21 protein-coding genes are annotated in these 23,272 nt (G+C 60.4%); 14 read left to right on the top strand and 7 right to left on the bottom strand.

Annotated elements, in window-relative coordinates; genetic code table 11:
• Positions 1–56: 56 nt before the first annotated feature.
• Positions 57–965, bottom strand: a complete 909-nt coding sequence (gene prmB / locus FXO12_RS27970; RefSeq protein WP_034126143.1) for a 50S ribosomal protein L3 N(5)-glutamine methyltransferase — start codon at positions 963–965, stop codon at positions 57–59.
• Between the two features lie 239 nt (positions 966–1,204).
• Between prmB and FXO12_RS27965 the strand changes: the two genes are divergently transcribed.
• The 5 genes from FXO12_RS27965 to FXO12_RS27945 all read left to right on the top strand — a co-directional run bounded on the left by FXO12_RS27965 (position 1,205) and on the right by FXO12_RS27945 (position 3,982).
• Positions 1,205–1,795 carry a cysteine hydrolase family protein gene (locus FXO12_RS27965; RefSeq protein ID WP_057977001.1) on the top strand — a complete coding sequence of 197 codons (591 nt, stop codon included), beginning with the start codon at positions 1,205–1,207 and terminating at the stop codon, positions 1,793–1,795.
• 136 nt (positions 1,796–1,931) lie between these two features.
• Entirely contained in the window at positions 1,932–2,252 is a 321-nt protein-coding gene (locus FXO12_RS27960) for a hypothetical protein (RefSeq protein WP_014719281.1), read from the top strand.
• A 75-nt stretch (positions 2,253–2,327) separates the two neighbouring features.
• Positions 2,328–2,885, top strand: coding sequence for a Smr/MutS family protein (locus FXO12_RS27955; RefSeq protein ID WP_160049783.1), 558 nt, complete (start codon positions 2,328–2,330; stop codon positions 2,883–2,885).
• A 78-nt stretch (positions 2,886–2,963) separates the two neighbouring features.
• Positions 2,964–3,509 carry a GTP cyclohydrolase I FolE gene (folE, locus tag FXO12_RS27950; RefSeq protein WP_014719282.1) on the top strand — a complete coding sequence of 182 codons (546 nt, stop codon included), beginning with the start codon at positions 2,964–2,966 and terminating at the stop codon, positions 3,507–3,509.
• 101 nt (positions 3,510–3,610) lie between these two features.
• Positions 3,611–3,982, top strand: coding sequence for a glutathione S-transferase N-terminal domain-containing protein (locus FXO12_RS27945; protein WP_054896327.1), 372 nt, complete (start codon positions 3,611–3,613; stop codon positions 3,980–3,982).
• Positions 3,983–4,102: 120 nt separating this feature from the next.
• Here FXO12_RS27945 and FXO12_RS27940 read toward each other — a convergent pair whose 3' ends face one another.
• The 3 genes from FXO12_RS27940 to FXO12_RS27930 are packed head-to-tail and all read right to left on the bottom strand — an operon-like array spanning position 4,103 to position 7,039.
• Entirely contained in the window at positions 4,103–4,423 is a 321-nt protein-coding gene (locus FXO12_RS27940; RefSeq protein ID WP_020302240.1) for a hypothetical protein, read from the bottom strand.
• The gene (locus FXO12_RS27935; RefSeq protein WP_057976999.1) at positions 4,420–5,745 is read right to left on the bottom strand and encodes an acyclic terpene utilization AtuA family protein; all 1,326 of its coding nucleotides are present in this window, start codon (positions 5,743–5,745) and stop codon (positions 4,420–4,422) included. Before FXO12_RS27935 ends, FXO12_RS27940 begins: the two co-directional genes overlap by 4 nt.
• A 1-nt stretch (position 5,746) precedes the next feature.
• A complete protein-coding gene (locus FXO12_RS27930; RefSeq protein WP_054896330.1) occupies positions 5,747–7,039 on the bottom strand; it encodes a CitMHS family transporter in 1,293 nt (430 codons plus the stop codon).
• A 111-nt stretch (positions 7,040–7,150) separates the two neighbouring features.
• On the opposite strand from FXO12_RS27930, the gene FXO12_RS27925 reads away from it, so the two are divergent.
• Positions 7,151–8,047 carry a LysR family transcriptional regulator gene (locus tag FXO12_RS27925; protein ID WP_057976997.1) on the top strand — a complete coding sequence of 299 codons (897 nt, stop codon included), beginning with the start codon at positions 7,151–7,153 and terminating at the stop codon, positions 8,045–8,047.
• A 102-nt stretch (positions 8,048–8,149) separates the two neighbouring features.
• Here FXO12_RS27925 and FXO12_RS27920 read toward each other — a convergent pair whose 3' ends face one another.
• Positions 8,150–8,752: a glutathione S-transferase family protein gene (locus FXO12_RS27920; RefSeq protein WP_034126138.1), complete on the bottom strand. Its 603-nt coding sequence runs from the start codon at positions 8,750–8,752 to the stop codon at positions 8,150–8,152.
• A 292-nt stretch (positions 8,753–9,044) separates the two neighbouring features.
• Between FXO12_RS27920 and FXO12_RS27915 the strand changes: the two genes are divergently transcribed.
• Positions 9,045–10,391: an NCS2 family permease gene (locus FXO12_RS27915; RefSeq protein ID WP_034126137.1), complete on the top strand. Its 1,347-nt coding sequence runs from the start codon at positions 9,045–9,047 to the stop codon at positions 10,389–10,391.
• Between the two features lie 66 nt (positions 10,392–10,457).
• Positions 10,458–11,096 (top strand): LysE family translocator, encoded by a 639-nt coding sequence (locus FXO12_RS27910; protein ID WP_034126136.1) that lies wholly within the window; start codon positions 10,458–10,460, stop codon positions 11,094–11,096.
• On the opposite strand, the gene FXO12_RS27905 is transcribed toward FXO12_RS27910, so the two are convergent.
• Both FXO12_RS27905 and uraH read right to left on the bottom strand, forming a co-directional pair.
• Positions 11,080–16,311, bottom strand: coding sequence for a dermonecrotic toxin domain-containing protein (locus FXO12_RS27905; RefSeq protein ID WP_060773053.1), 5,232 nt, complete (start codon positions 16,309–16,311; stop codon positions 11,080–11,082). The genes FXO12_RS27910 and FXO12_RS27905 overlap by 17 nt on opposite strands.
• 158 nt (positions 16,312–16,469) lie before the next feature.
• On the bottom strand, positions 16,470–16,823 hold the full coding sequence (gene uraH / locus FXO12_RS27900; protein ID WP_034126134.1) for a hydroxyisourate hydrolase: 354 nt from the start codon (positions 16,821–16,823) through the stop codon (positions 16,470–16,472).
• Between the two features lie 441 nt (positions 16,824–17,264).
• Here uraH and puuE point away from each other — a divergent pair, with 441 nt between their 5' ends.
• From puuE to FXO12_RS27870, 6 genes are all read left to right on the top strand, one after another.
• A complete protein-coding gene (puuE, locus tag FXO12_RS27895; RefSeq protein ID WP_014719292.1) occupies positions 17,265–18,191 on the top strand; it encodes an allantoinase PuuE in 927 nt (308 codons plus the stop codon).
• Complete coding sequence (gene uraD, locus FXO12_RS27890; protein WP_014719293.1) at positions 18,188–18,703, top strand: 2-oxo-4-hydroxy-4-carboxy-5-ureidoimidazoline decarboxylase; 516 nt, start codon at positions 18,188–18,190, stop codon at positions 18,701–18,703. Before puuE ends, uraD begins: the two co-directional genes overlap by 4 nt.
• Positions 18,704–18,744: 41 nt before the next feature.
• Positions 18,745–19,740, top strand: a complete 996-nt coding sequence (gene alc, locus FXO12_RS27885) for an allantoicase (RefSeq protein ID WP_017137848.1) — start codon at positions 18,745–18,747, stop codon at positions 19,738–19,740.
• A gap of 135 nt (positions 19,741–19,875) precedes the next feature.
• On the top strand, positions 19,876–20,379 hold the full coding sequence (locus tag FXO12_RS27880) for an ureidoglycolate lyase (RefSeq protein ID WP_003192823.1): 504 nt from the start codon (positions 19,876–19,878) through the stop codon (positions 20,377–20,379).
• A gap of 51 nt (positions 20,380–20,430) precedes the next feature.
• A complete protein-coding gene (locus tag FXO12_RS27875; RefSeq protein WP_003192825.1) occupies positions 20,431–21,714 on the top strand; it encodes a urate hydroxylase PuuD in 1,284 nt (427 codons plus the stop codon).
• 195 nt (positions 21,715–21,909) lie between these two features.
• A complete protein-coding gene (locus tag FXO12_RS27870) occupies positions 21,910–23,253 on the top strand; it encodes a nucleobase:cation symporter-2 family protein (protein ID WP_032896003.1) in 1,344 nt (447 codons plus the stop codon).
• The last annotated feature ends 19 nt before the right edge of the window (positions 23,254–23,272 follow it).

Genomic DNA, 23,272 nt, shown 5'->3' with positions numbered 1-23,272 from the left:
GCTGACCCACCGCTATCGCAGGCAAGCCAGCTCCCACATTGACCGAGTTTCTGCAGTTATATCCGGGCAGCGAAAACGGCCTGGTGTTGGCGGCACTGCTCAGCCGTCAACATAAACACCCCATGCCCACCGCGCTTGAAGTCCAGCCAGGCGAAATCCACTTCCGGGTACAGCGCCTCGACATGCACCTGGCTGTTGCCCACTTCGACAATCAGCAGGCCCTTCTCGGTGAGGTGGTCCGCAGCTTCAGCCAGCATCCGGCGTACCAGGTTCAGGCCGTCGTCGCCGCAGGCCAGGCCCAGTTCCGGTTCGTGCTGGTATTCATCGGGCATGTCGGCGAAATCTTCGGCATCCACGTAGGGCGGGTTCGACACGATGAGGTCGAAACGCTGGCCGGGTAGCCCGTCAAAACCATCGCCCTGCACGGTGTAGACCCGCTCGTCGACGCCATGGCGCTCAATGTTCTGGTTCGCCACTTCCAGGGCTTCGAAGGACAAGTCTCCCAGCACCACTTCGGCCTCGGGGAATTCATAGGCACAGGCGATGCCGATGCAACCGGAGCCGGTGCACAGGTCGAGGATGCGTGCCGGCGGCTGGGCCAGCCAGGGTTCGAAGCGGTCTTCAATCAGCTCGCCTATGGGTGAACGCGGGATCAATACGCGCTCATCGACGATAAACGACATGCCGCAAAACCAGGCCTCCTTCAACAGGTAGGCCGTTGGCACTCGCTCATGGATACGGCGATGCAGCAAGCGCTGCACGTGGGAGATTTCCTCTTCTTCCAGGTTGCAATCCAAATAGCTGTCGGCGATTTCCCACGGCAGGTGCAAGGCGCCCAGTACCAATTGCCGGGCTTCGTCCCAGGCATTGTCGGTGCCATGGCCAAAAAACAGGTCTTCCCCATGGAAACGGCTGACAGCCCAACGGATGTGGTCGCGCAAGGTGCGCAGGCGAGAAGTGATCACGGGGCAAGCTCCTGGAAAAAACGACTGGCGATTCTAACAGCCTTCACCTGTACCGACGATGTACGAAAAACCTGGCGCCGTACGTCGGATTTCATCGAATCTGCCCGCATTGTGTTAAACAGGCCTGCCTCTTGACATGGCTGCACGCCAGCAACGGCGTACCTTACGATAGTAGCGATTCACAGAAGCGCTCAGCCAGTGGACAATGTCGCAAAAGCCCCACTCACAGGAGCCCCAGAATGTCCGTTCCAAAGACGATGTTTCAACTCAGCGGTCGCGGTTACGCAGCAGCCAACCTCAATCATGCGACCCTGGTGATCATCGACGCCCAGAAAGAATACCTCAGCGGCCCGCTCGCCCTCTCGGGCATGGACGCGGCGGTAGAGAACATCAAGCAGCTTGTGACCGCAGCGCGCAATGCCGGGCGCCCGATTGTGCATGTGCGCCACCTGGGCACCGTGGGCGGCCTGTTTGACCCCCAGGGCGAGCGCGGCGAATTCATTCCGGGCCTAGAGCCTGAGGGTGACGAAACCATCATCGGCAAACTGCTGCCCAGCGCCTTCCATGGCACCGGCCTGGAAAAACACCTGCAAGACCTCGGCTCCCTGGACCTGATCGTCTGCGGTTTCATGAGCCACTCCAGCGTCAGCACCACCGTGCGCGCGGCCAAGAACCTGGGCTTTCGCTGCACCCTGGTGGAAGACGCCTGCGCCACCCGCGACCTGCCCTACAAGGGCGGTATCCTGAGCGCCGAGCATGTGCAGCAAACCGAAATGGCCATCATGGCAGACAACTTCGCCACCCTGGCGCTGGCCAAAGACTTGATCTGAGGCTGCTGGCGGTGAGCGGTGTGTTTATTGCTCCGCTCATCCGCAAAGCCCTCTCATTTGGCGCATTTACCTCTCCCCCCGGAACAACCTGTGTATCTTCCGGTCGAAGGGCCGATACCCTGGAGGAAAGGTCGGAATGAAGATATCCGATGGTTTTGATGCTCGTCGCTTGCGCCCCAAGGGCCCGAGCAATTGGCGTCTGCGCCTGGTAGCGTGCATGGCCGCGTTGCTGGCGATAGTAGGCTTGTTGTTGGCGGGCGCTGGTGGCGCCGGCCTGTTTGGGCATTCGCCCGCCCTGGGCGAACTGAATGCCAGCCCGGGCGGCTCGGCACTCCTGCTGGGGATCGGCTTGCTGGTGCTGTGGTTGGGCGTGTGGTTGTGGCGTCGCAGCCGCCGGAAAATGCGCCAGCCGCTGTCGTTGAATATCGCCTCTCACCTGATGAAAAAGCACGACTGATGGCGCTTGGATAGCGTTTCCTGCGCCCTGGCCGCCGCGATTTAGGTAAACTGCCCGCCCTTCGCGGAGGCTGACATGCAAGACGACGATTTTTCCCTGTTCAAAAACGAGCTGCGCGGCGTCAAGCCGATCAAGCACGACCGCGCCGACACCGGCAAACCCAAGACTGACCGCGCGCAGATCGCCAAGCTGCGCCAGGCCGCGACCGTGCGCACCGATGCCACTACCGTGGACGGCCTGTCGGACCAGTTCGTGATCGACGTCGGCCCCGAAGATGAACTGATGTGGGCCCGCGACGGCGTGCAGGAAAGCCAGATGCGCAAGCTCAAGGCCGGCCAGATCCCGTTCGAAGGCAGCCTCGACCTGCACGGCATGACCGTGGAAAAAGCCCGGGAAACCCTCTGGGCCTTCCTGGCCGAAGCGACCAAATTCGAAATCCGCTGCGTGCGCGTCACCCATGGCAAGGCTATGCGGTTGGACGGCAAGCGCCCGATGATCAAGAGTCACGTCAATACCTGGCTGCGCCAGCATGCCCAGGTGCTCGGCTTTACCTCCTGCCAGGCTCGTCACGGCGGTGCCGGCGCGGTGTATGTGATGCTCAAGCGCACCATGATGGAAGGGCGCGACGAGTAACAAGTGCCATCGTCAGGCTTGCAGCGATGTGTCCGCCACCGTAACCTTGCGCTTTGCGAAAATCCCACAGGTAGTTTCATGTCCCTGGAACAGAATTACACCGCGATCCTCGGCCAACTCGGCGAGGACGTGTCCCGCGAGGGCCTGCTCGACACGCCAAAGCGTGCCGCCAAGGCAATGCAGTACCTCTGCCGCGGTTATGAACAGACACTCGAGGAAGTCACCAACGGTGCCTTGTTCAGCTCTGACAATAGCGAAATGGTGCTGGTCAAGGACATCGAGCTGTACTCGTTGTGCGAGCACCACCTGCTGCCGTTTATCGGCAAGGCCCATGTGGCGTATATCCCGAGCGGCAAAGTGCTGGGCCTGTCGAAGGTCGCACGCATTGTCGACATGTATGCGCGCCGCCTGCAGATCCAGGAAAACCTCAGCCGCCAGATCGCCGACGCCGTATTGGAAGTGACAGGCGCCCTGGGCGTGGCCGTGGTGATCGAGGCCAAGCACATGTGCATGATGATGCGCGGTGTGGAGAAGCAGAATTCGTCGATGATCACCTCGGTGATGCTGGGTGAGTTCCGCGAGAACGCGGCCACCCGCAGCGAATTTCTCAGCCTGATCAAGTAACCGGTTGGGCAGGAAGGAACCGGCGTTCATCGCCGGTTTTTTTTCGCCTGCAGAAATCAGGTAAGCTGCGCCCCCTCAGTCATGGGCAAGAGGTTTCAGCCATGTTCGTCAAAGCACTTCGAGTGGGCCTCGGCCACGTCATCATCGCGGGCGACTTGCTTACCCGCCCACGCAAAAAGCAACGCCCTGCCGAACAACAGGCCAAGGTCAATGCTGCGGCCAAGGACCTGACCCTGTATCAGTTCCACGCCTGCCCGTTCTGCGTGAAGACCCGTCGCACCCTGCACCGCCTGAATGTGCCGGTGGCGCTCAAGGACGCGAAGAACAACGAGCAGGACCGCCAGACCCTGCTGGAGCAAGGCGGCAAGATCAAAGTGCCATGCCTGCGCATCGAAGAGAACGGCCAGACCACCTGGATGTATGACTCCAAGGTGATCATTGACTACCTGGACAAGCGCTTCGCTGCGATCTGAAGTACGCGGCGATCAATGTAGGAGCGAGCTTGCTCGCGAAAAACGTCAACGATAACGGGGGCTGCCTGAATAAACGCGGTGCCTGTGAGTTCTTCGCGAGCAAGCTCGCTCCTACAGAAATCAGGTGGGTATTGTCAGGTCGAGATCCAGCAATGCCGAACCCAGGCACTTGCCGTGGGCGTCCAGGGCCAGCGAGCGGGTTACGCCGCCGCGCAGGATTCCCGGCAGGACGAAGTTCAGCGCCTGCACGTTCGGCAACTCATGGCGCTGAACCGGTGCCGCATCGGGATCGCGTAAATCGGCAAAGAACTCGGCCACGCGCTCAGCCGTCAGCTGTTCACACAGCAACGGATAATCCTCGGCGCGATAGGCAATGATCGAGATGTTCGACGTGTCGCCCTTATCCCCGGTGCGGGAATGGGCCAGCCTGTGCAGTTTCATTCTTCAATCCTCGGTTTGACCGCTTCACGGGGCAACAGCAACGACGCCACCGCCACCACCTGACGCACGCTCTTGCTCGCCCCACCGCCGCCGGCCGGGCCGTTGGTGTAGAGGGTCTCTACTTCATTGCCGACCCGCACGGCGTCGCTGCGCTCGTCACAACGGGCGGCAACCCGCAGGCGCACTTCCCAAGGCTCGACGCTGCTGCGAGGGCCGTGCAATGAATCCATGCCGATCAGCTCGGCACGCAGGTCCTGCATGTTGACCCCGATCAACGCGAGACGCTTGAGCACCACTTCCCGCGCCAACTCGGCCCGTGCGACAGCGCCGGGACCACCGTAGGACATCTGCCCTTCACCAATCCAACCGTCCAGATAACCGACGCTGACCTTCAGTTGATCAGGCCGGGCACGCCCACTGGCTCCCTGGGCACGCACCCGGTCCACGCCCTCCTCGACAAACCCCACCAGGGAAAAGTCGGCCGTCACATCCGGGGTCAAATAAGCTGCCGGGTCGTGAACTTCATAAATCAGTTGTTCGACGCAGGTCGCGCGGCTGACCCGCCCACCCGAGCCTGCCACCTTGGTGATCACTGCGTTGCCGTCGGCGTCGATCTCGGCCAGGGGAAAGCCCAGGCGCGCCAGATCCTCCACATCCTTGAAGCCTGGATCGGCGAAATAACCGCCACTGACCTGCCCCGCGCACTCAAGCAAATGCCCCACCAGCGTGCCCCGGCCCAGTCGCGGCCAATCATCGAAGGCCCAGCCGAACTCGAACATCTGCGGCGCCAGGAACAGCGAAGGGTCGGCCACCCGCCCGGTGATCACCACATCGGCGTCGGCGCGCAACGCTTGAACAATGCCCTCCACGCCCAGGTAGGCATTGGCAGAAATCAGCCGCTCACCCAATGCGCCTACGGTCTGGCCGTTATCCAGCAACTGCTCGGCAGACAAGGTATGCAGCACGTCATCCCCGACCACCGCCACAACCTTGAGGCCCAGGCCCAGCTCGCCAGCAATGCGCCGTACTTCACTGGCCGCCGCCAGCGGGTTGGCCGCGCCCATGTTGGTGATCACGCGCAGGCGTCGACGCCCCGTCCCCTGCCCCACAAAGGGCAAGACACGGCGCATGCGCTCAGCCAGCAGCGGGTCATAACCGCCTTGCGGGTCGCTGATACGCGCCTGTTGCGCCAGGGCGATGGTGCGTTCGGCCAGACATTCGAAGACCAGGTAATCCAGGTCGCCGTGTTCGGCCAGTTCCACGGCGGGTTCTATACGGTCGCCGGAGTAGCCGGCGCCGGAGCCGATGCGCAAGGTGTTCATGTCAAATCACTCCCAGGAGCAACGCCGTCAGGGTCATCAACACCGAGGCGGCAAACAGGAAAGGAATGGTGAAGCGCTGGTGATCGGCCAGTTCGATCTTGCACAGGCCCACCAGCAGGAAGGTCGCAGGGGTCAGCGGGCTGACCGGGAAGCCGGTGGTGTGCACGCCCAGCAGCGAAGCCTGGGCCACCTGAAGCGGGTCGACGCCCAGGGCTTTGCCGACTTCGGCGATCACCGGCATCACGCCGAAATAGTAGGAATCTGGGTCAAACAACATGCTCAGGGGCATGGACAAAAAGCCCACGACGGCCGGAATCAACTTGCCGTGGCCCGCCGGAATCTGCGCCACCGCCACTTCGGCGATGGCCTTGAGCATGCCGGTGCCTTGCATGATGCCGGTAAATACCCCGGCCGCGAGCAGGATACTGGCCATGGTCAGGGCGGTTTTCGCATGAGCGTCAATGCGCGCACGCTGGGCGTCCACGTTGGGATAGTTGATGCACAACGCAACCACGGTGCCGAGCATGAACATCACCACCGGGTCGACCCAGCCGGCGATCATCACCACCATCACCAGCACGGTCAGCACCAGGTTGACCCAGAACAACCGTGGACGGCGCAGCTTGATGTCGTCATCGCTGAGCACTCGTTGCGGCACCGCCTCCACGCTGGAACCGGCGCCCAGGCCCAGGCGTTTTTCTTCGCGATGGCCCAGCCACCAGGCGCAGGCGAAGACAAAGATCAACCCGACGATCTGCACCGGGATCAGTGGCTGGAACAGGTCGGCCACTGGCACATGCAGCGCCGCCGACGAACGCAGCACCGGGCCGGTCCAGGGCAGGAAGTTGACCCCGGCGGCCATCGCACACACGCAGGCGAGGATGCGTTTATCAATGCCCAGCCGCGTATACAGCGGTAGCATCGCCGGCACCGTCACCAGAAAGGTCACCGCGCCAGAGCCGTCCAGGTGCACCAGCAACGCCAGGGTCGCGGTACCCACCACAATCCGTGTAGGACGCGTGCCGACCGTGCGCAGGATGCGATCAATGATGGGATCGAGCATGCCAGCGTCGGTCATGATCCCGAAAAACAGGATCGCGAACACAAACATGCCAACCACAGGGGCGACATTCTTGATACCGGTAATGATGAAGGCACTGGTTTGCAGGCCGAAGCCGCCGATCAGCGCAGCGATGATCGGCAAGGCGATCAAGGCCACCAGTGGCGAGAGGCGCTTGCTCATGACGGCAGCGAGCAGGCACAGGATGGTGATGACACCCAGGGTTGCGAGCATGGGTTACTCCAGGGCGGCCTGGTTGGCCGGTTATTGTTTTCCCTGGAGTATTGGAAGCGGGTTAGTCTTTGTAAATTGGAATATTCGGCCTAGCACGTTCGGAAAAACAAAATGAAGAACTCGATCCAGCACATCCAGGCCTTCCTCGCGGTGGCCCGCACTGGCAGTTTCACCAAAGCGGCCAACGAGTTACACCTTTCGCCGTCGGCCCTCACCGTGCAGGTGCAACAACTGGAAGACTGGCTCGGCGTCGCCCTGCTCGACCGCAGCCCGCGCCACGTGAGCATTACCGCTGCGGGCCAGGAGGCGCGCGGGCCCATGGAAAAACTGCTGCTGGACCTGGACAACATCGTCACCGGCTCCCGCGACCTCGCCGCCTTGCGCCGTGGCGTAGTGACCATCGCCGCGCTGCCCTCGGTCTGCGCTGGCGCCCTGCCCCCGGCCTTGCGCCTGTTTCGCGAACGCTTTGCCGGCATCGAAGTGCGCCTGCATGACCTGGTGGCCCAGCGCATTCACGCAAAGGTCCGCAACGGCGAAGTGGATTTCGGCATCGGCGTGCGCGCCCGCCTGAGCCACGGGCTGGACTTCATACCGGTGCTCAATGATCGGCTGTGCGCATTTGTGCCATCGGGCCATGCGCTCGCCCGCCATCGCCAACTGACGCTGGAACAATTGGCGGACCAGCCGATCATCCTGACCGGGCGCGACAGCAGTGTGCGCGAGCAAGTGGACACGCTGTTCGATGAGACACGGTTGACGCTGAACGCCGGCATGGAGGCCAACTACATGTCGACCGTATTGGCCTTGGTGCGCCAGGGCCTGGGCATCAGTGTGTTGCCGGAGTCAGCGGCCGATAGCCTGGAAGGTTTGAAGCGGATCAGCATCGATCATCCCGGGGTGAATCGGGAGATCGGGTTGATCAGCCGTAGCGGGATGGGCTTGAGCCCGGCGGCGCAGCGCTGCTTTGAACTGCTCAACAAAGCACTGCCTGACACGCCGCCGCGCTGAATGTGGGAGCAGGCTTGCCTGCGATGCAGACACCTCGGTTTAGCCGGGGCACCAGGGTGACGCTATCGCAGGCAAGCCAGCTCCCACATTGGACCGAGGGAGTCAGTCGAGCATCGCCACGTACTTGGGATGACTGGCCACGCGCTGCAACCACGCCTGCACCGCCGGATACGGCGCCAGGTCAAAGCCGCCTTCATGGGCCACATGGGTGTAGGCATACAACGCAATATCGGCAATGGAAAACTGCTCGCCCACTAAATAAGGCGTGGCTTGAAGCTGACGCTCCATCACCCTCAAGGCCTTGTAACCGCCTTTGTGGGTGGTCTTGTATTCTTCCAGCCGATCCTCGGGCATGTTCAGGTAAAACTGAATGAACCGCGCCACCGCAATGTAGGGCTCGTGGCTGTATTGCTCGAAGAATTGCCACTGCAGGACTTGCGTGCGCAGGCGCGGTTCGGTCGGCAGGAATTCGCTGCCATCGGCGAGGAAGTTGAGGATCGCGTTGGACTCCCACAGGCAGGTGCCATCTTCGAGCTCCAATACCGGGACCTTGCCATTGGGGTTCTTGGCCAGGAACGCCGGGGTCTGGGTATCACCCTTGAGGATATCGATATCGATCCATTCATACGGGATGCCCAACAGATTGAGCATCAATTTGACCTTGTAGCAATTGCCCGACTTGTAATCGCCATAAACCTTGTACATGGGGCTCCCCTTTTTCGCCGCGCTGACCGAATGCTTGCGCCCACAAGGTGCGGGTATCGAAGGCTTGTTTCAAGGCGTCGTGCAGAATAAATCCCTTGGCCTGGGCCTTTCATCCCTTTTCGCCGAGATAATCGAAAACATTATTTGCTTTATTTGTATACAAAAGCATAATTCGCTTCGTGCGAGTTCCTGACCTTTTGGTCAACAAAGCCCGCCAGTACCTCAAAGCGCGGTTGCCCACTCATGTGACCGGCGCTGGAAATAACAATAAAACGATTGAGGAGTACTCGCTGTGGATAGCCGTAAAACCGAAGCCCCTACGTTGGATCTGGCCGCGCCCCGAGGCGGTTGGCTGGAGCGCCTGTTCAAACTGCGCTTGCATGGCACCACAGTGAAGACCGAGCTGATCGCCGGCCTCACCACCTTTATCACCATGGCCTACATCATTTTCGTCAACCCCAACATCATGGCCGATGCCGGTATCGATCACGGCGCGGCTTTCGTCGCCACCTGCATCGCCGCCGCGCTGGGCTGCCTGTTGATGGGCCTGTACGCCAACTGGCCAGTGGGCCTGGCGCCGGGCATGGGCTTGAACGCGTTTTTCACCTACACCGTGGTCGGCACCATGGGCTACAACTGGGAAACCGCCCTCGGTGCGGTATTTGTCTCGGGTGTGCTGTTCATGATCCTGACGCTGTCGCGTATCCGCGAATGGTTGCTCAACAGTATCCCGGTCAGCCTGCGTCATGCCATGGGCGCGGGCGTGGGCCTGTTCCTGGGGGTGATCGGCCTGAAAACCGCCGGCATCATCGTCGACAGCCCGGCCACCCTGATCAAGCTCGGCTCCCTGCATGAACCCGCCCCACTGCTGGCGGCGGTGTGCTTCCTGCTGATCGCCATCCTCAGTTACCACCGCGTATTCGGCGCGATCCTGATCAGCATCATCGCCGTGACCCTGGCGGGCTGGGGCCTGGGCCTGGTGCATTACAACGGCATTCTCTCTACCCCACCGAGCCTGGCACCGACCTGGATGGCCATGGACGTGATGGGTGTGTTCAATGTGAGCATGATAAGCGTGGTATTTGCCTTTCTTTTTGTACACATGTTCGACACTGCCGGTACACTGATGGGCGTTGCCCAACGCGCAGGGCTAGTCAAGGCAGACGGCAAGATCGACAACCTGTCTCGTGCATTAAAGGCCGACAGTGCTTCCAGCGTGTTCGGCGCCATGGTTGGCGTGCCGCCCGTGACCAGCTATGTGGAAAGCGCTGCCGGTGTAGCTGCCGGCGGCCGCACCGGCTTGACTGCCGTGACCGTAGGCGTGCTGTTTGTGGCGGCGATGTTTTTCGCGCCGCTGGCCGGCATGATTCCCGCCTATGCCACGGCGGGCGCATTGATTTACGTGGCAATGCTGATGATGGCGAGCATGGCCCATATCAATTGGGATGAAGCCACCGACAGCATTCCGGCCATCGTGACCGCGATCATGATGCCGTTGACATTTTCGGTCGCCGACGGAATTGCCCTGGGCTTTATCACCTATGTGGCGTTGAAGGCCGGCACCGGCAAGTACCGTGAGATTTCCATCAGCCTGTGGGTGCTGTGCGCGATCTTTATCGCCAAGTTCATCTTTCTGTAGTTCAGGAAGGGCTGAAAAACCGCCTCACCTTCGGGTGGGGCTTTTGCACGTAAGGGAGAACTGTAGATGAACCTGGATACCTGGCTGTTGTTCAGCGGCGCTGCGCTGGTTGTGATCCTGATCCCCGGCCCGCTGTCATTGTTGATGATCAGCAACAGCCTCAACTTCGGCCTGCGCCGCTCTTACCCGGCGTTTCTGGGCGGCGTATTTGCTTCGATCTGTCTGCTGAGCGCCTCGGCACTTGGCCTTGGCGCGTTGTTGCTGGCATCTGAGCAATTGTTCAGCGCACTGAAGATCGTCGGCGCGCTGTACCTGTTCTACCTCGCCTGGCAAAGCTGGCAGCAATCGCGCCTGCCGAGCGCAGGCGCCGAAGTGCCGCAGTCCCCGGCTGTGCCGCGCTTTGGTGCGTTGTTTGGCCGGGCCTTCGTACTGGGGGCCAGCAACCCCAAGGACATCCTGTTTTTTGCGGCCTTCCTGCCGCAGTTTCTCAGCGCCGAGCAGGCGTTTTTACCGCAATTGTTGATCATGATCGCCACCTGGACGGTGCTCGACCTGTTGTGCAAATTGGCTTACGGCTTGGGCGCCCATGGCGCCGCGCGGTATTTGCGCAGCGGTTCGGGCCAGAGCTGGTTCAACCGCACCAGCGCTGCGCTGTTTGGCGGCGCCGGTGCAATGGCTCTCATCAACGCTAAGGGTTCAATTTGACGAAATAGACAGTGGGGGCCAACTGCCCCTTTGTGGGCCACTGAATGCCGGCCACAATCCGCACCAAGCGTTGTTCTTGCATCGCGTTGTCAACCGCCCTTAATAAAGCAGAGTCAGGGTGGGAGTTGATGGCTACCCGAACCCACTTGTCCGAAAGCTTCGTTCTCACGCTAATTCGCCCTGTCTCAAACCATTGGTAGGCCACGTAGTAAATTCTGCTCGAACGGGGATGAGTCACGACTGATTCAATACTGTTTTCTCCAACAGGTAACCCTGGACGTCGCACAGACAAGTCCACAATGCGGTAACCCTGCTGCTCCAACACGGTTCTGACGGCGGCGCGCTCTGCTTCAAGCCTCTGCGTCCTGACCGGTCTGACAGCATATTGCAGGCTCGGGTCTAACGGATGAGGCGGTATGAAGTCGACACGCGTGAAGCCGGGCGCCTTGCCTTCAAAACCGATGTATAGATATTCGCTGCGACGTTCATTAGGTCGCAACATCCGCAGTAAATCATCCGTTTGACCGCTCCTCGCAGGAGGCGCGGGAAGCCATTCGTCCAGCGTCGCGCGGATGTCGAGCAAATGGCTTGCCGTGGCAGCCCGGGAAGGACCTGACAACTCAACCAACCTTATGACGGCAAACGTTCGAGCGTCATTCGTCAGGGTGGGAAAGGCCATGGTCACATACTGCCTCAACGGCCTGTCGAACAGTGCCGGATGATTTTGCCACCCACCTGAAGGCAGGCGTGATACGGGAATAGGCTGGTCGCGAATATCAGTGCTTGTCCAGCGCATGATATCGGTTAGCGCGGATCGCCCCGGTGGCTCATTTCGGGTGATAAACACCAGGCCGTTCAACGGTGCACGATCACCCTGCGGGAGCATCCGGTAGAAACCGCTGCTCGGATCCTGGATGGCGGTATAAGGAGGAGCCACGCGTAAAAACCTGGCATTGAGCTCAGAACCTCTGGGACCCACGCCTACCTCAAACACGCCAGCCGCCGGAAAGTCCACAATTTGACTGGGTTGGACTTGAACACGCCAACTCAGCCACTGAGTATCCGTTGTACGTGACTGCACAATCCGATTCTCGGTAGCCGTGCGCGTACGAGGGGGTTGCCAATCCGGCAATGGGGAAACGGGCCATGGGTTATGCACCCCGGAGCTGGGCCCAGGTTGTGGCGCATTCATGCCCAACAACCACTCTTTAGGCTCTTGAATGTTGATGACCAACTCATCCAGTCCCGGTTCCCGGCTATTTCGCAGGCGAAATACCTCTTCGCTTTCGCGCTGGTAAACCGGGTAATGGTGCGTATCGTCCGCTATGAACTGCTCACCGTTCTTGACATGCACGCCTTGCCTGCCCGGCCCTTTCAACGCTACGGCGCCCTCGGGCTTACCCTTGATTCTGAAACGGTCCAAGAGCTTCGATTGCGTCACCAGCGACGAAGACGCGCTGGGCAAATGACTACGTATTGCCATCGGCAAGCGACGGATACGACTCAGAACCTTCATCGGCGAACGCATACCTATGACCTTACCGCCCTTCACTTTGGGAACAGGTGCAAAGTCTGTCGCCAGTTCGACCGCCAGAAACAGGGTCATGAACGCCACATCCACGGCATCGTTAGGGTCGCCAAAGCGATGATAGCGTCGGGCAGCCAACAGCAAATCATGGAAGTCGTTAGCCTTACCGAATAACGGAATCAAAATACCCAGCAACCCGCGCCTGGTGGCCTCGCTCTGCTCTTCAAGACGTTGAACCCGATAAGTCGCCAACATCCAGCTGGAGTTACTGACGGCTTGAACCCGCCCTTGCAGCTCCAGCGAGCTGGCCGCGTACAGCAGTGCCCTGGCGTCACGGTAGGTGGTGGGCGCCACCGCCAACCAGTTCGCTGGTGCACTGGCAATCTGCTCGTGGATCAGCTCTTCGATTTCATTGACCGCTGGCGTAGGCTCAAGGTGCGTGATTTTGAATGAGCGGAAAAACTCATAGCTCCTCCACACACCTTCGAAGAATGAAAAACCGGCGAGGATAGGGTCCACGTCATAAATCGAGCTGGTCTTGTTTGTTACATCGACGTTATGGGCGATGGCCTCGAATGCCCAACCCGGTGCAACCTGTCGCGCCAGAACCTTAACGTAATCGGGCTCTGCAGCCATACGATTGAGCGCCGCCAGGGCTACTCCCACACTGGTGTATTCGCTGATGACCAAGGCTTGGGGCGCGGCCGGCCAGTAAACCACGCAGCGTCCGCTGGCCTGGTCCGCCATCACCACAATGCCTGCGATGTAACGATCATGCAGCATCGTGTGTCCTACCAAATGAACCACACTGAGCGTCAGCCGATGCCCGTTCTTTAACAGGTCTTCAGCCGTGCGGGCTGCCATTGCAACCTTGAACAGGCTCTGCGCCTGGGCGCTCAAACCCTGGGCGGCCGCTGAAAAAAGCTGCATCTGCGCGCAGTCCCGCAACGTGCGATTTATCAGCACAGGGATACGTTCTTCCCTCTGACCGCTCGCCCCCGCAGGGTAAAATGCACGGTGGGCCCGTATCGCGTAATTACCGCCGATATCCAGCGAAGACACGGTGTTGATCAGATAATCGGCGTTCAGTCGCTGGCGCCACTGCGGTTGCAGATAGCGGCCGCGTGTCAATCGCGGGCGTGTCCAGGGTGCTTGCGAGTCAAGGTTATGCAACGCCAGTTGCAGCATGCTGAACGTGTGGCGTTTGAGGCTGGGTGTCACGATGACTTTGCGATCGCCCGGCGTGCAGCGACTTTCGTGGCCACAAAAACTGCTGTAGGTGTCATCCGGCAAGTCGATCAACGGCTTGTCGATGTCCAGTTCCGGGTAAAAACCGTCTTCAGTCAAACGAGCGATCAATGCACTGCGGGCGAAGGTGTCCAGGTCAGGCAGGATCTGCACGAGCCCGCTTTCAGCGGCAGCGGCACTGCCCAGGTACCTGCGCTTGAGGCGTTGGAATTGTTTGAGCTGGGTACGCGTTGCGCTGGCCAGCCACGGTGGAGATTCTTTCATCTCAAGCGCAACTTTACGCAGCACGTCCACATTGGCCAACGCCTGGCTCAAAGCATGGTTGGGAGGAAACGCCAGATGTTGGTGCAGCTCGACCACCCACAACAAGCGGCTGACCATCGCATCCTTCACCTCGCCGAAAAGCCCCGTCATGCCACCGATGCGTTTGCTCAACCCTGCGTAGTACATCACCAGGTTTTTCAGCGAGAGACCCGTGGGGCTGATGTAGACAGGCTCGTAACGCACAGCCAGCGTGTTGCGCACCGCATGGGCGCGCAAGTCGTGGAGCTTATCCCGTTCGACACAACCCCATAACCTGGAATAGTCACTGCTGCCCAGTGTCGCTTTGAGCCCCTGCGTCAGCGCCTCCAGGCCGGAAAAAGCCATAAGCCCGCCATAGTCTCCAAACGCATACAGCACCACCGGAATTGCGCCTGCCGGTTTTTTCAGTGCGGTCACTCGCGTCACCACCCACACGTTATGCAGCGGATAGAAGGCATCCGGCGCGCTGCCCACCGAGACCGACAGCACCTGGGTTCGACTGCCAGGGCGTTTGCGCGCTGCAGGCTGGTCCAGCACTTCGCTAATCACGTCACGATGCGCCGTGGATATGAGCTTGAGCTGGTGTTGCAACTCAACCTCACAGCGCAATGCTTCGACCTGGGCGCTCAAAAACAGCGCAGCACGCCTGCGCCCTCCCCCAGGGCGCGCAAGCCAGAACGGCAAATCGAACAGTTGATGCTGCGCATCCTTGATCTGTGCGCTCAACACCTGCGTGTGCTCCTTGCGCTGACGCTCGAGCGCCAACACCTGCTCAAACGCCGCGCTCTGCGCACTCGGATCATCCTGGTTAAGCAACGCAACCAGGCCTTTTTCATAGCGTTTGACCTGTTGCTCTGCCGTAAGCCGGGCCAGCTCGGGCATCGCACTGGCAAACAGGATTTCTGGCTCCCGTCGCTGCCGGTCCCAGATAAGTAATTGGTCGCACACGTTGTGCAGCCGGGCGCTGCCTGCCAGCCGTTTGCGAGCTTGCTCGATCGAACGGAGAAAGGCCGTGGCCGACAACGTTTCAGGCCGCGGCCTGCTTGCAGCGAACACATGCGCGTGATTGATCGCCAGCGCGCAGGCCAACTCATTCGCCCACTGGCCATCCAGCAACGCCCGGGCGCTCAGAGCCAACGCATCCTCCGTCACCGCCGCGCCACGCACGACAACGGAGGCTGGGCTCAGGTGATCGGGTCGGCATAATTGGTGACGACGCTTTAGTGGCAAGCATTGCCAGAGTTCATCGAACAGCGTCTGACTGGTCAACGCCAACAGGCCGCATTGAAGCGAGAAGAACGACGGGTACTCGTAAAAATGGCGGGCCACGCCCGGCAGGTAAATCACATGCGGCGCACCCTCGGGGTCGCCGTCTCGATAAATATGCAGTGCCCCGGGAATCGCGACTGCAGGCAAGCCTGGCCACATCAATTGGCTTACCCGCACGCTGGCCCAACTGCCCCCGGCGCGCTGGCGCGCCTCGGTGTCGGGGGCATCCACCAATTGCTGGACCAGGGTCATTCCCGCAATGGAAATCTCATCCAGTTGCCGTGCCATGAAAGCCTGCTCGGCAAAAGCTGCGGCGTATGATTCAGCCCAGCGTTCCTGACGTGTGTGCCACGATCCATGCGCCAAGGCCTGCCAATATTCCGTTACCGCTTGAGGCAGCCGCTCCAGCAGGTTCATCGCGATCATGCGTCGCAACACCTGCAAAGGCGTATACGGCAGCCGACGGTTTGGATCGCCCTTGACACTCAAGGAGGTGAATTGATTGAGGTTGTCCGGTACCGAAGGCAATGCCAGCGACAGCAGCGCCCGGTCGGTCAAACTGTCAACTTTGGCGGCCGCCCCCGGCAATGCCGCCTGGGTAAACAGCAGGCTGTCGGGGTCAATTTCAAATTCCTTGCGCAGCGCGGCACGAATCACTTCCAGAACCCGGGGCGCATGACCTATCAAGCGGGCGAGCACTCTGGTCGACTGGAAACACCGCCGGTCGGCCTCCGCGAGCTGGTTGATCAGGCGGCCGGGCTGGGGATGAGTGTTGATGCGCCGAGTCAGTTGATCGCGCATCTGCTGCACGCGTTCGGCAGTGATATCCGGATCATCTGAATAGATGTTGCCGATGGCTGAAGTCATGGTGCTTTCTTCTTGATGGAAGGACAAACACCAGCCTAGGCAGCGTCGCGGCTCAAAAGGCGTTAGATAATTGAACACACCACGGGCGAAAAAAAGCCCGCAGTGTGCGCGGGCGAAACCAACGAAGAGCATTTGGGGGTATGAAGCGAGGTGACGACTCAGCTACCGCGATAGGTGGAATAGCTGTAAGGCGAAATCAACAGGGGTACATGGTAATGCTCTTGCTCGGCGCTGATGCCAAAGCGTAGTACCACTACATCCAGGAAAGCCGGCTCCGGCAGCTGCACGCCACGGGCGCGGTAGTAATCGCCGGCGTTGAATTGCAGCTGGTAGACACCGCTGCGGTAATCGTCGCCTTGCAACAGCGGCGCATCGCAGCGGCCGTCGCTGTTGGTGGTGGCGGTAGCGACCAGCTCAAGCTGCGCACCTTCGACGCGGTACAGCTCGACCTTGATTGCGCTGCCGGGGCAACCGTGCGCGGCGTCCAAAACGTGTGTGGTCAAACGTCCCATGGCTTTTATGCGCCTCCCGAAGTCAGTCATAGAGAAACCCGCACTCTTTCAGGGCAGTGAAAAAGCCGGCGATGGCTGATTAAGACATTTTCAAAGAAAATTGTACACAATAAATTTCACAGCGCTTCAACCCCCTGTAGGAGCGAGCTTGCTCGCGAAAAACGCCAACGATAACGCGGGCTCCCAGGATGAAAAGTGGCGCCCTCAGGTTATTCGCGAGCAAGCTCGCTCCTACAGTGGGCTTTTTGATCTTAACCTGACCACTCAGTCAAGTTTCTTGCAGAGACCCGTAGAGAGCCCGTTCAGAAAAAATGCAGAAATGCAGGCTTACAAAGTTTGCAATAAGTTGTATACAATCACTCATCGCTGTGACGCCACTCAGTCATTCCACTGCCCGGACGCCACACACACCTGCTACCACGAACAAGAAGGAAGACTGCAGTGAGCGCTGACTACCCACGCGACCTGATCGGTTACGGCAGTAACCCTCCTCACCCCCACTGGCCGGGCAAGGCACGCATTGCGCTGTCGTTCGTACTCAACTACGAAGAAGGCGGCGAGCGCAACATTTTGCACGGTGACAAAGAGTCCGAAGCCTTCCTCTCGGAAATGGTCTCGGCCCAACCGCTGCAAGGCGAGCGCAACATGAGCATGGAGTCGCTGTACGAGTACGGCAGCCGTGCCGGTGTGTGGCGCATCCTCAAGTTGTTCAAAGAATTCGATATCCCGCTGACCATCTTCGCTGTGGCCATGGCCGCCCAGCGGCATCCGGATGTGATCCGCGCCATGGTCGCCGCCGGCCACGAGATTTGCAGCCACGGCTACCGCTGGATCGACTACCAGTACATGGACGAGGCCCAGGAGCGCGAGCACATGCTCGAAGCCATCCGCATCCTCACCGAACTTACCGGTGAACGCCCATTGGGCTGGTACACCGGCCGCACCGGCCCCAACACCCGTCGCCTGGTGATGGAGGAAGGCGGCTTCCTGTACGACTGCGACACCTACGACGACGACCTGCCCTACTGGGAACCCAACACCCCGAACGGCAAGCCGCACCTGGTAATCCCCTACACCCTGGACACCAACGACATGCGCTTCACCCAGGTGCAGGGTTTCAACAAGGGCGATGACTTTTTCGAGTACCTCAAGGATGCCTTCGACGTGCTGTACGCAGAAGGCGCCGAAGCGCCGAAGATGCTATCGATCGGCCTGCATTGCCGCCTGATCGGTCGCCCGGCACGCCTGGCCTCGCTCAAGCGCTTCATTGAATACGTCAAAGGCCACGATCAGGTGTGGTTCACCCGTCGCGTGGACATCGCCCGTCACTGGCACCAAACCCACCCTTTCCCGGGAGCGGCGAAATGACTGCGTTCCAGACCCTGAAACCTTCGACCTTGAGCCGCGACGCCTTCGTCCAGGCCTTTGCCGATATCTATGAACACTCGCCATGGGTGGCCGAAAAGGCCTTCGACCTGGGCCAGGACGCGTCGATCGACCAGATCGAAACCCTGCACCAGCGCATGAGCGATATCCTGTTGAGTGCTGATCACGCCTCGCAACTGGCGCTGATCAATGCTCACCCGGACCTGGCCGGAAAAGCTGCCGTCCAGGGCCAACTGACCCAAGCCAGCACCGATGAACAAGCGGGCGCGGGTATTCACCAATGCACGGCCGAAGAGTTTTCTCGCTTCACCGAGCTGAATGAGGCCTACAAAGCCAAATTCAAGTTTCCCTTCATCATGGCGGTAAAAGGCAGCAACCGGCATCAGATCCTCGCCGCGTTCGAAACGCGCATCCACAACTCGGCAGACACCGAGTTCAAGTGCGCGCTGGACGAGATCAACAAGATCGCGTTGTTCCGTTTACTGACCCTCTAGCAGTCCATCTCCAGCCACTCTATCTAAGGCAGACAAGAAGAATGAAAGCTTACGCCGTACCTTTCGAAAAGTTCGTCAACCTGGCCGACGCCCGCCTGGGCACCAAGATCATCTCGGTGACCGATGACTGGTTCGCTGACGCCAACCGCCTGTTCCAGCCGACCCCGGCCGTGTGGAAGGAGGGCGTTTTCGATGACAACGGCAAGTGGATGGACGGCTGGGAGTCACGCCGCAAGCGCTTCGAAGGCTACGACAGTGCGGTGATCCGCCTGGGCGTGCCGGGCTCGATCAAAGGCGTGGACATCGACACTTCATTCTTCACCGGCAACTTCCCGCCGTCGGCTTCCCTGGAAGCCTGCTTCCTGGCCTCGGGCGAGCCGGATGCCAACACTCAGTGGGTGGAAGTGCTGTCAGCCGTCGAGCTGCAAGGCAACAGCCACCATTACCACGAGATCAACAACGACCAGGCGTTCAGCCACCTGCGCTTCAACATCTACCCGGATGGCGGCGTGGCCCGTCTGCGTGTGTACGGCGTGCCGTTCCGCGACTGGTCTTCGGTGGGCGACAACGAACAAGTCGACCTGGCTGCCGCGCTCAATGGCGGTCGTGCCCTGGCCTGTTCCGACGAACACTTCGGCCGCATGAGCAACATCCTCAACCCGGGCCGCGGCATCAACATGGGCGATGGCTGGGAAACCGCACGTCGTCGCACGCCAGGCAATGACTGGGTGATCGTCGCCCTGGGTCACCCGGGCGAGATCGAGAAAATCGTGGTCGACACCCTGCACTTCAAGGGCAACTACCCGGACACCTGCTCGATCCAGGGCGCCTTCGTGAAAGGCGGCACCGACAGCCAGATCGAAACTCAGTCGCTGTTCTGGCGCGAACTGCTGCCGGCGCAGAAGCTGGAAATGCACGCCGAACACACCTTCGCCGAGCAGATCAAGGCGCTGGGGCCGATTACCCACATCCGCTTGAACGTGTTCCCGGATGGTGGTGTGAGTCGCCTGCGCGTCCTGGGCAAGGTCGCCAAATAACACCCGATCGTCCCCACGCTCTGCGTGGGGATGCACCCCGTGACGCTCCGCGTCACACAGCGGACGCAGAGCGTCCAGGGCAGCGTTCCCACGCAGAGCGTGGGAACGATCTATAGACAAGACAAGAAGACAGCCATGCGCACACTGATGATCGAACCCCTGACCAAAGAAGCCTTCGCCCCCTTCGGAGACGTTATCGAAACCGACGGCAGCGATCACTTCATGATCAACAACGGGTCGACCATGCGCTTTCACAAACTGGCCACGGTCGAAACCGCGAAGCCGGAAGACCACGCCATCATCAGCATCTTCCGCGCCGACGCGCAGGACATGCCGCTGACCGTGTGCATGCTGGAGAGACACCCGCTGGGCAGCCAGGCTTTCATTCCGCTGCTCGGCAACCCCTTTCTGATCGTGGTCGCGCCACTTGGCGATGAACCTGTATCGGGCTTGGTCCGCGCCTTCGTCACCAACGGCAGGCAGGGCATTAATTACCATCGCGGCGTCTGGCACCACCCGGTGCTGACGATCGAAAAGCGGGATGACTTCCTGGTGGTTGATCGCAGTGGCACAGGCAATAACTGCGATGAGCATTTTTTCAAAGAGGATGAGCGTTTGATCCTCGCCCCCCACCAATAAGAGAAGGTCTGATCACCCGACAACAAGGGTGACAGGCGAGAGGTAAAGACTGTGGAAGCACATCTGTTGGAATGGCTGAACCTGAGCGTGCGCTGGGTTCACATGATCACTGGCGTCGCCTGGATCGGCGCTTCTTTCTACTTCGTCTGGCTGGAAAACAACCTTAATCGCGTCAACCCCAAGAACGGCCTGGCCGGTGACTTGTGGGCGATCCACGGTGGCGGTATCTACCACCTGGAAAAATACAAACTGGCCCCGCCGACCATGCCGGACAACCTGCACTGGTTCAAATGGGAAGCCTATTTCACCTGGATGTCGGGCGTCGCGCTGCTGTGCGTGGTGTTCTACCTCAACCCGACGCTGTACCTGCTCGCCCCCGGCAGCAGCCTCAGCGGCACCGAAGGCGTGTTGCTGGGCATCGGCTCACTGTTCGCCGGCTGGTTCATCTACTCCTTTCTGTGCGACTCGGCCCTGGGCAAACGCCCTGCCCTGCTCGGCTTGATCCTGTTCGTGCTGTTGATTGCGGCGGCTTACGGCTTCAGCAAGGTGTTCAGCGGCCGCGGTGCCTACCTGCACGTGGGTGCGGTGATCGGCACGATCATGGTGGGTAACGTGTTCCGCATCATCATGCCGGCCCAACGCGCGCTGGTGGCGGCCATCGCCGAGAACCGCACGCCCGACCCGGCGCTGCCGGCCAAAGGTCTGCTGCGCTCACGCCACAACAACTACTTCACCTTGCCGGTGCTGTTCATCATGATCAGCAACCACTTCCCGAGTACCTATGGCAGCCAATACAACTGGCTGATCCTGGCCGGTATCGCGGTGGCAGCAGTGTTGGTGCGCCATTACTTCAACACCCGGCATGACAGCCAGAAGTATGCATGGACCTTGCCCGTAGGCGCCTTGGCGATGATCAGCCTGGCCTACGTGACCGGGCCCAAGCCGGCTGAACCGATTGCCAAGGCACCGGCTGCCATCGAGTACCAACCCCTGCCAGAAACCGCACTGGGCGGTGGCTTGAAACCGGCCGCGCCTGCCGCACCCGCCGCTGAACCGGCACCGGCCCAGGCCACCACGGACTTCGGCCAGGTACACCACGTGATCGAGCAACGCTGCACCGTGTGCCATTCGGCCAAGCCCACCAGCCCGCTGTTCAGTACGGCACCGGCTGGGGTGATGTTCGACACACCGGCACAGATCCAGCAGCAGGCGGCGCGGATTCAAGCGCAGGCCGTGGCCAGCCAGATCATGCCGCTGGGCAACATTACCCAGATGACCCAGCAGGAACGGGATTTGATCGGCACCTGGATTAATCAGGGGGCCCGTACCAACTGACTGTTTCACACCGTTCCCATGTGGGAGCTGGCTTGCCTGCGATAGCGGCAGATCACCAACATTTTCGGTGACTGACACACCGCCATCGCAGGCAAGCCAGCTCCCACAAGGGAGATCAGTGATGGTTTGAAGATTAAGTTTCATCCGGCAATTGAATGCCAAACAACACAAAAATAAAAAGATTCGAGGTGTTGCATGTCCCAGTTAGAAACGCAGACTCCTGCCGCGCCCGCCATGGTGCGGCTGCCCCTCTTGCAACTGATCCTGGTAGGCCTGCAACACGTCTTGCTGATGTACGGCGGTGCTGTCGCCGTGCCCCTGATCATTGGCCAGGCCGCCGGCTTGAGCCGTGAAGAAATCGCCTTTCTGATCAACGCCGACCTCCTGGTGGCCGGTATCGCCACCATGGTGCAGTCGTTCGGCATCGGCCCCATGGGCATCCGCATGCCGGTGATGATGGGCGCCAGTTTTGCCGCCGTGGGCAGCATGGTCGCCATGGCCGGCATGCCCGGCATCGGTTTGCAGGGCATCTTCGGCGCGACCATCGCCGCCGGGTTCTTCGGCATGCTCATCGCACCGTTCATGTCCAAGGTGGTGCGCTTTTTCCCGCCGCTGGTGACCGGTACGGTGATCACCGCCATCGGCCTTTCGCTGTTTCCCGTGGCGGTGAACTGGGCCGGCGGGGGCAGCGCCGCCGCCACGTTTGGCTCGCCGGTCTACCTGGCGATTGCCGCCCTGGTACTGGCCACGATCTTGCTGATCAACCGCTTCATGCGCGGCTTCTGGGTGAACATCTCGGTACTGATCGGCATGGGCCTGGGTTACGCGCTATGTGGTGTGATCGGCATGGTCGACCTCAGTGGCCTGGCCCAGGCGCCGTGGGTGCAGGTGGTGACGCCGTTGCACTTTGGCATGCCCAAGTTCGAGTTGGCGCCGATCCTGTCGATGTGCCTGGTGGTGGTGATCATTTTTGTCGAGTCCACCGGCATGTTCCTCGCCCTGGGCAAGATCACCGGCCAGGAGGTCACGCCGAAGATGCTGCGACGAGGCCTATTGTGTGATGCCGGCGCGTCGTTCTTTGCCGGCTTCTTCAACACCTTTACCCACTCCTCCTTCGCGCAGAATATCGGCCTGGTGCAGATGACCGGCGTGCGCTGCCGCTCGGTCACGCTCATGGCCGGCGCGTTCTTGATCGTGCTCAGCCTGTTGCCCAAGGCGGCCTATCTGGTGGCTTCAATTCCACCTGCGGTACTCGGCGGCGCGGCGATTGCGATGTTCGGGATGGTGGCGGCAACCGGGATCAAGATTCTGCAGGAAGCCGACATCGCCGACCGCCGTAACCAGTTGCTGGTGGCGGTGAGCATCGGCATGGGCCTGATCCCAGTGGTACGCCCGGAGTTCTTCGCACAGCTGCCGTTGTGGATGAGCCCGATTACCCACAGTGGCATTGCCATGGCCACCCTCAGCGCGCTGTCGCTCAACATCCTGTTCAACATCCTCGGCGGCGCTGAGCGCCCCGAAGTCGCGCATACGCATTGATTCCTTTGTTAGTACAAAA

The organism is Pseudomonas sp. J380 (assembly GCF_009827115.1).
In the GTDB taxonomy this organism is placed as follows: domain Bacteria; phylum Pseudomonadota; class Gammaproteobacteria; order Pseudomonadales; family Pseudomonadaceae; genus Aquipseudomonas; species Aquipseudomonas paracarnis.
Note: the sequence above shows the minus strand (reverse complement) of the source record. Positions and strands in the feature narration are given on the sequence as shown.

Coding starts and splice junctions, on each gene's coding strand:
- FXO12_RS27965 (WP_057977001.1), top strand. CDS start 1,205: ATGTCCGTTCCAAAGACGATGTTTCAACTCAGCGGTCGCGGTTACGCA.
- FXO12_RS27960 (WP_014719281.1), top strand. CDS start 1,932: ATGAAGATATCCGATGGTTTTGATGCTCGTCGCTTGCGCCCCAAGGGC.
- FXO12_RS27955 (WP_160049783.1), top strand. CDS start 2,328: ATGCAAGACGACGATTTTTCCCTGTTCAAAAACGAGCTGCGCGGCGTC.
- folE (WP_014719282.1), top strand. CDS start 2,964: ATGTCCCTGGAACAGAATTACACCGCGATCCTCGGCCAACTCGGCGAG.
- FXO12_RS27945 (WP_054896327.1), top strand. CDS start 3,611: ATGTTCGTCAAAGCACTTCGAGTGGGCCTCGGCCACGTCATCATCGCG.
- FXO12_RS27940 (WP_020302240.1), bottom strand. CDS start 4,423: ATGAAACTGCACAGGCTGGCCCATTCCCGCACCGGGGATAAGGGCGAC.
- FXO12_RS27935 (WP_057976999.1), bottom strand. CDS start 5,745: ATGAACACCTTGCGCATCGGCTCCGGCGCCGGCTACTCCGGCGACCGT.
- FXO12_RS27930 (WP_054896330.1), bottom strand. CDS start 7,039: ATGCTCGCAACCCTGGGTGTCATCACCATCCTGTGCCTGCTCGCTGCC.
- FXO12_RS27925 (WP_057976997.1), top strand. CDS start 7,151: ATGAAGAACTCGATCCAGCACATCCAGGCCTTCCTCGCGGTGGCCCGC.
- FXO12_RS27920 (WP_034126138.1), bottom strand. CDS start 8,752: ATGTACAAGGTTTATGGCGATTACAAGTCGGGCAATTGCTACAAGGTC.
- FXO12_RS27910 (WP_034126136.1), top strand. CDS start 10,458: ATGAACCTGGATACCTGGCTGTTGTTCAGCGGCGCTGCGCTGGTTGTG.
- FXO12_RS27905 (WP_060773053.1), bottom strand. CDS start 16,311: ATGACTTCAGCCATCGGCAACATCTATTCAGATGATCCGGATATCACT.
- uraH (WP_034126134.1), bottom strand. CDS start 16,823: ATGGGACGTTTGACCACACACGTTTTGGACGCCGCGCACGGTTGCCCC.
- uraD (WP_014719293.1), top strand. CDS start 18,188: ATGACTGCGTTCCAGACCCTGAAACCTTCGACCTTGAGCCGCGACGCC.
- alc (WP_017137848.1), top strand. CDS start 18,745: ATGAAAGCTTACGCCGTACCTTTCGAAAAGTTCGTCAACCTGGCCGAC.
- FXO12_RS27880 (WP_003192823.1), top strand. CDS start 19,876: ATGCGCACACTGATGATCGAACCCCTGACCAAAGAAGCCTTCGCCCCC.
- FXO12_RS27870 (WP_032896003.1), top strand. CDS start 21,910: ATGTCCCAGTTAGAAACGCAGACTCCTGCCGCGCCCGCCATGGTGCGG.